Raw genomic sequence first — 11,939 nt, 5'->3', positions numbered from 1 at the left:
CGGTTTCCGCCTTTGCGCCGAGCGGCGTCCGGATGAAGGCCCTTATCCGGTCAGTGGCGTGTCAACCCTTGTCAAGCTCCCATGGAAGCCCCCTGGGTAATGAGTCGGCGCCCACGTCGGCCACTTGAGCTATGACCCCGTCAACGACTTGCATCACGAGGTACCGTTCGTACGTTCCGCCCCAGCCGATGTGCTCGTAGTCTGTCAACGCGCCGAGCGGCGACCTGAGCACGCCCGTGTACCAGTTGGCAAAGATTCGGCCAAACCTGTCATGTGCATGGTCAGGAAACAGCGGAGCCAGGTCCAGCGGCTGACCTCCCATGCCAAGGTACAGCGCTTGCAGGTAGAGCCGCTTGCGGACCACTCGCCACTCGCCGACGTAGTCGCGCCAGAGGGCAGAGCACAGACCTCCGCTGGAAGGAAGCGCTCGGCCAGTTTGCTCGAGGTAGGACGCCAGCGGCTCGGTGTGCAGCTCGTGCTTTCTACGTTGGTAGTGAAGTATTTCGGGGATTTGCGCTGTCACATGCTTGCTCCGCAGCCCCAAAAGCTTCCCAGTTGTGGGCCCTGATTGTTACAAAAAAGCGCACACCCTTCTGCTGCGCTGCTTACCTCGGCCCTCTGCTTTGGACTTCCTGCCGGGGACGGAGTCAGCTATGTCTAGGTCAGCGGGGCAGCCATCAGTTATGCAGTGACGGGCGCATCGCCTTCTTCAGCCAGCAAATGTGAAGAGCATCCTTGTCTCCGACTTCATAACGAAACACTGCTTTAGGCAGCGAGCCTTGTACTGCGCATGGATTTTGAAAGGCTAAAACGCTGCTCTTTACTGACTGCCAGGGAGTCCTGGAGATACCCAGCTTCCCACTAGTTGCTCATTACGCTGAGGGTGTTTTTGCACTCGATTCTGCCCCTTAAGCCCCGGCCCATCATTTCGCCCCCGAGGCTCTTGATGTGTTGAGTCGATTGTTACGCAAGGTATGTGCAGAACCAGCGAGCTGAGTCCTAACCCCCCCCCTTAAAGCTAACCATGAACATTAAAGCTACCATTCGACCCACTACACCTGCGGACAGCGTAAGCGCCCGAATCGACTACGCCCTGAGTCTGGAACGACTTCCCCGCTTCAAGAATACATCCCGAGGGCTTGCGTTGCTGGGTGCCGTTTGGCTGCTGCGCGAGCTTCGACATGAGCGCTGGCACAGCTACACAACTACCGATTTCGACGAACTGGATCTGGAGGCTGAGACTAATCGCTGCTTTGTGGAAGACTACTCTGCTGTGGGTCACGACGATTCCGGCATCGTGGACCCCAACATCAGAACGTTTTATCGCCACAATGGGACTGCAAGATGGCTTTCCCGCGACCCAGGCCACGGCGAGATTTGCGACGTTAGCTTGGGTGATTTGCTGGGCTATGTTGAAGCAGGCATGGCCCCGGGCTCCGCAGCCGTCTACCACGCTACGACTGAGGCTGACTCCTTGCAGGATCGGATCACCTACGCCCTTAACCTATTGAGGGCACATGACACGTACAGGGACTTCCTCGGTCTATACCGGTGGCCCCGGGCGGACATTTCGTCAGGCCTTGACTTGATTTCCAGAATGAAAGAGAGCGGACGTTTGGCGGGGCTGACGCGTACAGCAATGGATGCGCTGCGGCTGGACGACAACGCAAATCCAGTTTTCTTCGCTGTTGGGTTTATGCGCGACCGCTTTATGCGCGGCTGGTTTAATGTCGAATGGTTCGACGAGGAGCCGCAAGGCTTCACTAATATGGCAACGCCTAAGTACTTCAAGTTTCAGCGAGCAACACTGGGCGACTTGATGCGACACATTGAAGAGTCGCCAAGAGATGTTCCATCCTTTGCGGACGAAGACCTTGTCAATTCTGTATCTTGACGGGTTCCGACTACGCGCGTTCATCAGCTTGCTCCCCCACAAGGCGCCAAACGAGCCCTATTTCCTTGCTTGCGTTGCACACTTGACGACGTGCAAGCGCAGCCGTGTGGTTGAGGTACGTGGTCGTTTGGGCGACATCCATGGTGTCCCTGAACACACGTTGTCAGCATCGCTTGCGTCATGAAGTACCACCGGCTTGGTCAGTTGACGCTGTTCTTCCGGATCAAGGGGAGCGGTGGGGGTAAACCAGTCGTCCCCTGGGGCCTGGTGGCGTCACGGCTATGGCTACCCAGGCTTCCTCACGCGCGTGCTACTGCCACCTGGCTCCAGGAGGTTGTGTACGCAGGCGTCCGCCGTTCCTGCTTCATCGTCCACTCCTTGACGCTGCGCTCTGCGCCAGTGCTGGCGACATGCACTGTGCTCCGGCCGAACCGCTCGTTGATCATGTCCATCGCGCTCATCAAGCGCTCGCGACCGTCCGAGCACACACCGACGCCCGGCTCGTTAAAGACCAACTCCGCTTGGTGCTGGTTGTCAGGAATCAGGTCCAGCAGCATGACCCCAGCCTTCGCGAACTGGAACCCAGGCTTGTAGATGTGCCGCAAGCCCTGCACCGCTGCCGCCGTCAGCTCTGAGGTGTTGGCCGTGGGTCGCACCAGGGGCACGACGATGCTGCGGTTGTACTGAGGCGTGTCCCTGAACGGAGACGTCCGCGCGAACACCAGCACCTCGCTGGCCAAGCTGCTCTGCTTGCGCAGCTTGAACGCGGCCCGCGACGCAAACTCGCTGACCGCCTCGATCAGCGGCAACTCACCGGTCACGGGCCCACCAAAGCTGCGCGTGCAGGCGATCTGCTTCTTGGCAGACGGCGCGTCGTCCAAGCCGATGCAGGGCTGCCCCTGCAGCTCGCGCACCGTGCGCTCCAACACCACGCTCCAGTTGGCCCTCACCGTGCTGGCGCTGAGTTGCCGCAGGTCGAGCACGCTGTGGATGCCCGCGGCCTTGAGCTGTTTGCCGATGCGCGGCCCAACGCCCCAGACCTCGCCGACATCCGTGGCTGCCAGGACTGCATCCAGGTCCGAGGCCGGCAACGCAGCCAGGTTGCACACCTGTGCCAGGTCGGATGGGTAGCTGCCTGGCTTGCGTTCTGCCGTCTTTGCGATGTGGTTCGCCAGCTTGGCGAGGGTCTTGGTCGGTGCGATCCCAATGCCGCAAGGCAAACCCACCCACTGGTTGATGCGCGCCCGGATTTTGCGCGCACGCTCCGTCAAGTCGCCTCTTACGCCGTCCAGGCAGATGAATGACTCGTCGATTAAGAGGTACCATGGCTAGTGTTGCATTTCACTTAGAGGGAAAGCTCTGTACGTAGAGGTATCCCCAACCGTTATCTCCAGTGCTCGTCCGTACTCAAGCAGTTCCTGAACATGTCATCGTTGACCCCGTGAGACACATGCCAAGACTATGGTCCACGGCGTGGTCCCTAGGCCTCACGAGTAGTTCTCAGGCGACCAGCACGCGAAAGCTGTACCTCCAGCATCTGGACAGCTTTTATCGGTACTGTGACGAACGCTTCGGTGCCGACGCCTTCGACGAGGGTATGAGCACTCGGGACGCTGAGGGCGTGATGCTCATGGTGGAGTCGTTCTATCTAACGACAACCTCCGACCCGGCCTACAACACGACTGATGTTCAGCGGTGGGGCGTAGTCAGAGCATTCGTGCAATCGCTGGCCAAACGCTTAGCGCCTAGTAACCCAGAGTGGGCCGCAGCTGCTTCTATGCTGGCAGCCATGGGCAGGATGCGCGCCCCCCGTCTCGGTGGCTTCCGCTTCATTCGTGCGCTGCCGAAAACAACGCTGCTGGACCTCCTTGAGGTAGCGCATCCCAGCTCGCCTCGAAATCCTTTCAAGGGGTATCAAACGCGCGTGCGGAACTGGCTCATCGTCAACCTAATGCTGCTGGCTGGGCTCCGTCGTGGCGAAGCACTGCTGTTGGCCTGTGACTCCTTGAAGGAAGACGTGGACCCGGAGTCAGGAGAGGTGGTTCGTTGGCTTGACATCACCACGGTGTTCGAGAACGATCCGAGGTCGACCACGCCACGCATCAAAACTCTGGAATCCCACAGGCAAATTCCGGTGTCAGAGGACTTAGCTCTGCTCTACCAGCACTTCGCCGCCGAGCATCGACCTACCGATGCCGGACATGGTTTCCTACTGACCACCAAGGCGGGGGCCCCGCTCTCTGCCGAGGCACTAAGTAAGGTCTTCAGGAAACTGACGGATGCCCTGGCACCCGAGGCAATCCAAAGCCTCTTCGATAGATCTGGCGGCAAGACGAACATTTCGCCTCACGACCTGCGACACACCTGCGCCACGGCCAGATACACGATGTTTATGGAGCTGAACCCCGACCGCGAGTTGGCAATCCAACGGATGCGGGCGTTCTTCGGATGGTCAGCGAGGTCAGCCATGCCTGAGCACTACGCACGTGCGGCGATTCAGGACGACTTGATGCAAGCATGGAACACACTGTTTGCTGAAAAGACTAGTCTTATGCGGGGGATTTCTGCGTGAACCACGCCATTGAAATCGCCCTCCCGCAACCTCAGTCCGAGCATGGTGGGAAATCTCCCTTGGACTGGAAGTGGCCCGCTGCCCCCGCGTTGATGACCCTTTTCGACAAGTATTCCGGACGGGAGTCGGTGGTGAGGTTGGCGGACCGTCACTGGGAGGTCTTTGCAGCTGGCAGCACGGTACGGCTGGAGTTCGCCGAGGGTCAAGTTGGCGAATTACAGCGAGCGCTTGTTCTGCTGACACGACGGGCGTCCTCCCCAGCACCATTCCGGACCTTCGCCAACGTCCTCATAGCCAAATGGCCAGCCATCTTGGAACTGCTCGCCACCCCTGCGGAAAAGCTGCGAGAGACCTGGACCACTGTGCTGAGCCACCCGCTGGAGACGAACGTCGCGAAGGCCGTGTTGAAGCTAGCTTGCAAGGCTGGCGCCGGCCACTGGCGAGCAGTTCACATGCCTCTCGTGAAGAGCTTGGACACCTTCGTGAAGGAAGGCCTCCGGCAGAACAAGCGAAGGTAAGCGATCAATTGACTGCGTCCTTGTGAGAGGTGGCCTTACCTGAGAGGCTACGTGCACACGTAAGGTACATGGGCATGTAGCATCAATGGAATTCGATATTGAAGATCTGGCGCGGCGACTGGTGGTTGGCCGCAAGCGCGATGGACGCGGGGTCTACGATCCCAGCGCCAAGCAAGAGTTGGTGGATATCTGCCGACGCCCTGGCGCCTCGGTGGCTAAACTGGCCCGTGAATGTGGGATCAATGCCAACCTGGTGGCGACCTGGTTGAGGAAGCGCGAGGCAATACTGGCCGATGTGGTCGACGTTGGCGCAGATCCCCAGGCAGCGGCCTTCATTGCCGTGCCGATGGTGCCGGTGGCGCGCGAGCCCGTTCAGCCCACCCAGCCCTGCGTGCCACCGATGACGCTGCAAGCGCGGCTGCCCAATGGGGTGTCGCTTGAACTGCAAGGCACCGATGCGCAGCACATAGCCACGCTCATCGAGACACTGGGGAGGCTGCGGTGTTCCGCTTCGACGAAGGGCTGACGGTCTATCTGCACCGTGCGCCTATTGACTTTCGTGCGGGCATCAACAGCCTGGCCGTGATGGTGGAGCAATCGCTTGGGCTCGATCCCTTTGCCAAGGCGGTGTACGTCTTTGGCAACCGCCGACGTGATCGCGTCAAGATCTTGCTGTGGGATCGCAATGGCTACTGGTTGCTGCTCAAGCGGCTAGAGCAGGACCGCTTCATCTGGCCCGATGAGGCCAGGGTGCCGACGCTGACGCCCGAGCAACTGCACTGGCTGCTGCAAGGCATTGATGTGGCCGTGATGCAGCGCCACCCGCAACGCCTGTATGCCAAGGTGAGCTGAGAGGTTTGCTCAAGCCTCTTACAGCCCGTTGCCCGCAGGGGGGTTCTCTTGGCCGACCTCAACGCCGACAATAGTCGGCGATGGCTCAAATCCCTCCCTCCGCTGAAGTTGCCGCCTTGCAGGCGGCGCTGGCTGAGGCACTTCGCCAAGCAGAGCAAGCCACGCAGCAAGTTCAAAGCCTGAGTGGCCAGTTGCGTGTGGTGCGCACCGAGCGCGACCTGTTGCAAGAGAAGCTCAACCAGATCACACGCCGACTGTTTGCAGCCCAAAGCGAAGCGGGCACCACACCTCAGAAGGATCTGTTCTTCAACGAGGCCGAGGGGCTGGCTGCGAAGGCTGAGCCGCCCAGCGAAGAGCCTGCAGACGAGCAGACCACCGTCGTGGGCGCGCACACGCGCAAAGCCAAGCGCGGACGCAAGCCCCTTGATCCCGCACTGCCTCGTGAAGTCGTGCGCCACGAGCTGCCCCAGGATCAGCGCGTCTGTCCGCATGATGGGCAACAGCTGCGCGAGATCGGTGTCGAGGCCAGCGAGCAACTCGACATCATCCCGCAGCAGGTACGCGTCATCCGCCACGAACGCGTGAAGTACGCCTGCCCGTGCTGTGACGGTACGATCCGCCTGGCTGCTCGTCCAGCGCAGGTGATCCCCAAAGGGCTGTTAACCGAGAGCGCGCTGGCTTGGATCGCCACGTCCAAGTACCTCGATGGCCTGCCGCTGTATCGCCAGGCCGTTTTGCTGGGGCGCTTTGGCGGCACCGACATCTCCCGCAACACGCTGGCCGCCTCCATCGTGCGCATCGGCCAGGCCGCGCAGCCTGTCATCAACTTGATGCGAGACGAATTACTGGACTCGCTGCTGATCTTCGGCGACGAGACCGAGTTGCAAGTGCTCAAGGAGCCAGGCCGCCGCGCCCAGGCCAAGAGCTATATGTGGGCGCAGATGACCGATGGCTCTGGCAGCGATGGGAAGGGCCCGCCGATTCGGCTGTTCGCCTATGCACCCAGTCGATCGACCAAGACAGCAAGGGAGCTGTACGCTGGCATCCGCCAAGGCGCGGTGCTCATGAGCGATGGCTACGATGCCTACAACGCCATTGCCGATGAGCATCGCCTCGTCCACTTGGCCTGTTGGGTTCATTGCAGGCGATATTTTTACGACGCGCTGCAGGCTCTGCCAAAGGACAAACGCGGCCCCGAGCAGTTGAGTGCGCGCTTCATCGCGCTCATTGGCAAGCTCTACCATATCGAAGCGCAGGCCACGCGCGATGGCGTCGATACCCTGGAGCGAGGTCGCCGCCGACAAGAGCACAGCGCGCCAGTGCTGGGCGACATCGAGGCACTGTTGTTGGCCAACCTGCATGCTGTGCTGCCCGCCAGCCTGCTGGGCAAGGCGCTGCACTACCTGGCCTCGCAGTGGCCCAAGCTCAAACGCTTCGTCGAAGACGGGCGCTACAGCCTGGACAACAACGCCCAGGAAAATGCAATACGGCCATTTTGCGTCGGGCGGCGCAACTGGCTGTTTGCTGACACCGTGGACGGTGCGCACGCCAGCGCCAACTTGTATTCGCTGCTGCAGACCTGTCAGGTCAACGGCATTGACTCCTGGCGTTACTTGCGCGCCTTGCTGGTCGCGCTCCCACAAGCCAGGACGGTCGATGACTACGCGGCACTGTTGCCATGGCGTCTGACGACGCTGTGAACCGGGCTCAATGCAGGTCAGCTGCCGCGCCACAGCACTTCTTGAACTTCTTGCCGCTACCACAAGGGCAAGGCTCATTGCGGCCCACCTTGGGTTGCATCGACTTGGCCACTTGGCGCTCGTAGACAGCCAGTCTCAGCGGTAGCCAGTGAGCATGCATGTCCAGGACGGCCTGCGGGATCTCAAGGGCCAGCTCCGCCCGCATGGCTGGCGTCTTGGTAAGCGCGTCTTGATCCACGGAGAAGTCATCTTCGCCGAGCAAGGCGATCGGCCTGAACCAGGCTTGCCCTTGGGGCGTCGATAGCAAGGGCAGCCAGTCATTCCAGCAAAGCCTCATCCCCTCAACAAAGCCGTAGGCCCAGCCTTCAGCGTCGTCATACTCTCGCTCGTCGTTGTCGTACTTCATCGTTGACCAGCAAGGGCTGATCTCCCTGGGGTCTGCTTCCAGCCCGGCAATGATGCTGTTGAAGTGGCGCATGACCAGCCCCAATATGTGGTTCAACTCTTCGATTGAATCCATCGGCGGCATCATGTCCTCAGTGCCCCAGATCTTTGGCAGCCACTGCTTTGGATGCAGCGTCGTCGGGCCGACCGCAATGGCATGCAGGAACCCATCCATGATGTCCGACATCATGACCTCGTCCGTATCGACGTCGTAGAGCAGGAACTGGTCAAGCTCGTCGAACTCTTCCTCGGATAGCGGGGCAAATGGATTGGTCATCGATTGAATGCGGGATACGGCAACGACCGTGATTCTCGCTCGCCCATCACCGGTGCGACGTGCCCATCACGATGGGCATGGGCCGCAAGGGGTGTGGTCTATTGACCGCTTACAAGCGAAGCATAGGCAAGAGAGAGCGTGTGGCTTCCGTTGACGCCCAGGCAGCTATTGTTCGAGTTCTGGATGCGGCGGCGAGCGAGGACGACTTGACCGACAGACAGGTGGAGGGCGCTGTCGCACTGCTTATCACCTACCAACACGGTATGCGACCAGTTCAGGCGCTGTGCCTCGACGTGACGCATGTCCGCTTCTTCCGTGATGCAAGCGACGACCTTGCTTGCGTGCTCTCGTTCCATGCTGCAAAGCAAACACCAGGCAACGAATTCGAGTTGCTACGCCAAGTCAAACCGGAGTGGGTTCCGCTCGTCGCGAGGCTGCACGCGACGGCGCTCGCTCACGGGCGGCAGCGGCTATTCAACGCAACCGGACCAATTACCTTCTGGGACAGGGCAGTGGTTCTCTGTAAGCGGTTCTCCGTGCAACTGGACAGCACGGCGCGCTCGCTCCGTCACACCGGGGCGCAAACGCTCGCCGATGCGGGGCATGATAGGGCTAGCATCCAAGCGTTCCTCGGCCACAAGAGCGCAGAGGCCGCGTCGCACTACATCCGGGCAAGCTTCAAGCAAGCCGAGCTCATCAACACGGCGCTCGGTGCGTCGAAACTCTACAACAGCCTCTTGGACATATCGACCGGCAGTTTCGTCTCAGCCGACGAGATACAGCTGGCTCCTGAGGACCAGCAGATTGGCGCTGTGGTGGGGTATCGGCTGGTTGCTGGCGTGGGACTGTGCAAAGCGGGTCAGAGCAGCTGCGCCTACAACCCGGTGACGTCTTGCTATGGCTGTCCGAAGTTCATGCCATCCCTAGACCGGGAATCCCACGTCGAAGCTATCGAAGGGATGCGCGACCAAGTCCGCCTGTACCTAAAGCAGGGAATCTCCGATGAGACGCCGGCCTACCGGCAACTCACGCGCGCGCTGGCGGGGGCGCAGCAGGCGTTAACCCTGATTGATGACCGACCCAAGAACCACGGATGACCATCCACATCCTCTCGCCTCAACTGACGCCACCGCCGCAGGCCTATCTGAGCTTCATCGACCGGATGCGTCGTGTCGCTTCATCGCACGGACTTGACTGGCACATCGAACTCGACAGCAACGGCGCCGCCACGTCTAACACGGACTGGGACTTACGCAAGTTGAACAAAAGCCATGACCTCCACGTCCCTGGAAGTTGTGGCTTTGCGGTGTCGCGCGACCTGACCGCGATGGCGGCCTCAACTGGATGGCACCCCAGCCAATTGCCGGAAGGCGCGGTGCTCGGTGAAGACGTGCAGGACTTCATCAAAGCCCTAATCGTCGAGCACTGCAGCAGCGGCCGCTCGACCGGCGACACACAACAAATAGCCAGAGCTGCTCGTCGCCTCTTCTCTCTGGTTCGATGCCCGCCGTGGGAGCTTTCACGTGAAAACTTTGACGCCGTCTTGGGCCTTAAGGCCTGGTCCGACAAGCCGGCGCGCGACTTCTCAACGGTCGCGAGGTACATCGACGAGAACCTCATCTCCGTTCATTGCCCAGTCCGCCCGGAACTAAAAAGGAAGGAGTCGTCAGCGTTGCTCGGCTCGCTGCAGGAACGCCAGCACGCCGAGAAGCTACCGGACCTTTCCGCGCTACTTGAACTGACGCGAATCGTCTTCCAGGAGACGCCCCAGACCTACATGGACGCAGTTCGCTTCGGTGTCGTGAAACTGGCTCTGTTCACGGGACTGCGAATCGAGGAGGTGCTGACGATACCCGCCGACTGCTTGGTTTGGGATGAACACCTCGACATAGTCACCGGCCGCCCGGCCGGAACGGTGGGCGGCGTCTCACGCTCCTTGCGACTGCACTATTACGCCGAGAAGCACATCGACGGCGCCCCAAATCTGCTTGTTGAGGCACACCAGCATGTGCCCGCGATGTTCGAAGATGTTGTGGTCTCAACGGTCACTGAGATGGTAGAGATTGTCGGCCCCGTCCGAGAGCTGCTGCGCCTGCAACAGCAGAACCCCAGCCGATTTCCTGACTCGGATTGCCGGATTTTTCGTACCTCCTCCGGGAGGCCAGTTTGGACTAGCGACCGCCTATTTCTGAGCCTGGGGCGGAGCACGGCAGGACGAACTTACCCGCTCCAGCTTCCCCTTCAAGAGGACACAGAAATCAAGCCGATGCTGTACCCGGGAATGCTCATCGCGCTAGGACGTCATGCAGGCCGGTCGATGTTCAGTGTGTACGGACGGTCGCCTGAGTCGAAGTTGATGTCAATCAAGCCGCACAGTCTTCGGCATCTCATGAACACAGAGATGTTCCGTAAGAATGTGCCTGACACCATCATTACGCACCAGTTCGGTCGACGGACCGTCGCTCAGAGCTACGAGTATGACCATCGCAACCTCGCAGAGAAGTTGAGCTTCGTCAAACTGCCGCCTGCAGCGTCCAAGGTCCTTCCCGCAGGAAGCGCCAAGGAATTGGTGGGCAAGATGGTCGTCAGTGGTATGGCGCTGCAAAGCCATTTGGGGCAATCGTTTAAGCGCATCCAGCACGAGAGCGGTGATGAAGCAGCCTTCATCTACTTGGCGGCCAACGCAGATGGCTTCCACGTCACGCCGTACGGTTTCTGCACCAACAGCTTCTCTGTCAATCCCTGCACTCGACACCTCAAGTGCTTCGACCAGTGCAAGCACTTTACGGCCAGCGGGGTCGCTGAGCACCGGGTGACTCTTGAAGACCTTCGCTCGAAGCTCGTGGCGATGCGGGACGCGGCTCGTTGCAAGCCGGCCACCACCGTGGGGCGCAAGAACCAGATTGCCCATGCCGAGCGGCTGATTGCTGGTGTGTCGGCTGCGCTTCACGCCCAACCGAACCAATCCGTCTTCGCAGACGGCATCGACCATTCCACCCTGAAAGAGGACATCTTCAAATGAGGCTGCTCTTAGACCCCAAGAACGAGGAGCTGGCCGACATCCTCAACACGCTACTCACCGACAACATCGACATCACAGCGCGGGAGGTGGCACGGCGCCACAGCACGTTGAAGAACCCTTCAGCGTTCACGCGCAATGAGGCTAGAAGCGCGCTCATCGCTGCGGCCCAGGCACAGCAGCAAGGAGTACGCAAAATCGTCGCCGGAGGTGGAGGCGCCGGCAGTCTGCAAGACCAGGCCGCAGGCTACCGGCAGGACATCAAGCGGCTGGAAGCCCAGCTCACGCATATGGTGGCAGCCCACGCCGGCCTCATCCGCGCGGTTCAAATGGCCGGAGGCGGGCCTGCACTTGAGCGGTTCTGGCGAGACTACAAGGCGGTGGGCGACGCGGTACACAGCCTTTCAGCAGCCAACGCCGAGCGTCCAGTAACGCATCTGCCCTTGCGCGTCGTCAAGATGTCAGACGGAACGGCAGATTGAAAGGTCGGAGCCGACCTGCCTGGGTTGAGTTTTTGCAGCAAATCCACAATGCGTTCGCATAACAAAACCTCCACTGATTCGCGTCGCCAATCCACCACCTAATCGCGCAGTGGCAACAGCAATGAGCGCTGATGTAGCCGAAGAAAGCTAGCGCCAGCGCAACTGTGTTGGTGTTCCTGTG

12 protein-coding genes and 1 pseudogene are annotated in these 11,939 nt (G+C 60.3%); 9 read left to right on the top strand and 4 right to left on the bottom strand.

The annotated features are described in order from the left end of the window. Positions 1-61: 61 nt before the first annotated feature. Entirely contained in the window at positions 62-523 is a 462-nt protein-coding gene (locus EV672_RS08185) for a hypothetical protein (protein WP_133608070.1), read from the bottom strand. Positions 524-1,024: 501 nt separating this feature from the next. Here EV672_RS08185 and EV672_RS08180 point away from each other — a divergent pair. Next, positions 1,025-1,894, top strand: a complete 870-nt coding sequence (locus EV672_RS08180; protein ID WP_133608068.1) for a hypothetical protein — start codon at positions 1,025-1,027, stop codon at positions 1,892-1,894. A 299-nt stretch (positions 1,895-2,193) separates the two neighbouring features. Here EV672_RS08180 and EV672_RS08175 read toward each other — a convergent pair whose 3' ends face one another. Both EV672_RS08175 and EV672_RS19365 read right to left on the bottom strand, forming a co-directional pair. Beyond that, positions 2,194-3,003 carry a DinB/UmuC family translesion DNA polymerase gene (locus EV672_RS08175; protein WP_341770461.1) on the bottom strand — a complete coding sequence of 270 codons (810 nt, stop codon included), beginning with the start codon at positions 3,001-3,003 and terminating at the stop codon, positions 2,194-2,196. 117 nt (positions 3,004-3,120) lie between these two features. Further along, a pseudogene (locus EV672_RS19365) lies at positions 3,121-3,165 on the bottom strand (hypothetical protein); the annotation flags it as partial. Between the two features lie 506 nt (positions 3,166-3,671). Here EV672_RS19365 and EV672_RS08170 point away from each other — a divergent pair. From EV672_RS08170 to tnpC, 5 genes are all read left to right on the top strand, one after another. Next, positions 3,672-4,466: a tyrosine-type recombinase/integrase gene (locus tag EV672_RS08170; RefSeq protein ID WP_208110732.1), complete on the top strand. Its 795-nt coding sequence runs from the start codon at positions 3,672-3,674 to the stop codon at positions 4,464-4,466. Continuing rightward, entirely contained in the window at positions 4,463-4,984 is a 522-nt protein-coding gene (locus tag EV672_RS08165; RefSeq protein WP_133608064.1) for a hypothetical protein, read from the top strand. Before EV672_RS08170 ends, EV672_RS08165 begins: the two co-directional genes overlap by 4 nt. 85 nt (positions 4,985-5,069) lie before the next feature. After that, a complete protein-coding gene (gene tnpA / locus EV672_RS08160; protein WP_133608062.1) occupies positions 5,070-5,510 on the top strand; it encodes an IS66-like element accessory protein TnpA in 441 nt (146 codons plus the stop codon). Beyond that, complete coding sequence (gene tnpB, locus EV672_RS08155) at positions 5,486-5,836, top strand: IS66 family insertion sequence element accessory protein TnpB (protein ID WP_133608060.1); 351 nt, start codon at positions 5,486-5,488, stop codon at positions 5,834-5,836. Before tnpA ends, tnpB begins: the two co-directional genes overlap by 25 nt. A gap of 80 nt (positions 5,837-5,916) precedes the next feature. Further along, a complete protein-coding gene (gene tnpC / locus EV672_RS08150; protein WP_133608058.1) occupies positions 5,917-7,536 on the top strand; it encodes an IS66 family transposase in 1,620 nt (539 codons plus the stop codon). A 7-nt stretch (positions 7,537-7,543) separates the two neighbouring features. Here the strand turns inward: tnpC and EV672_RS08145 are convergent, their stop codons facing one another. Next, entirely contained in the window at positions 7,544-8,257 is a 714-nt protein-coding gene (locus EV672_RS08145) for a UPF0149 family protein (RefSeq protein ID WP_133608056.1), read from the bottom strand. Positions 8,258-8,397: 140 nt separating this feature from the next. Here EV672_RS08145 and EV672_RS08140 point away from each other — a divergent pair, with 140 nt between their 5' ends. The 3 genes from EV672_RS08140 to EV672_RS08130 are packed head-to-tail and all read left to right on the top strand — an operon-like array spanning position 8,398 to position 11,758. After that, complete coding sequence (locus EV672_RS08140; RefSeq protein ID WP_166643505.1) at positions 8,398-9,354, top strand: tyrosine-type recombinase/integrase; 957 nt, start codon at positions 8,398-8,400, stop codon at positions 9,352-9,354. Beyond that, positions 9,351-11,279, top strand: coding sequence for a hypothetical protein (locus EV672_RS08135; RefSeq protein WP_094478837.1), 1,929 nt, complete (start codon positions 9,351-9,353; stop codon positions 11,277-11,279). Before EV672_RS08140 ends, EV672_RS08135 begins: the two co-directional genes overlap by 4 nt. Further along, entirely contained in the window at positions 11,276-11,758 is a 483-nt protein-coding gene (locus EV672_RS08130) for a hypothetical protein (RefSeq protein ID WP_094478839.1), read from the top strand. The genes EV672_RS08135 and EV672_RS08130 overlap by 4 nt, the downstream gene beginning before the upstream one ends. Positions 11,759-11,939 lie beyond the last annotated feature (181 nt).

It is taken from the genome of Aquabacterium commune (assembly GCF_004362855.1).
Classification (GTDB): Bacteria; Pseudomonadota; Gammaproteobacteria; order Burkholderiales; family Burkholderiaceae_C; genus Aquabacterium; species Aquabacterium commune.
Note: the sequence above shows the minus strand (reverse complement) of the source record. Positions and strands in the feature narration are given on the sequence as shown.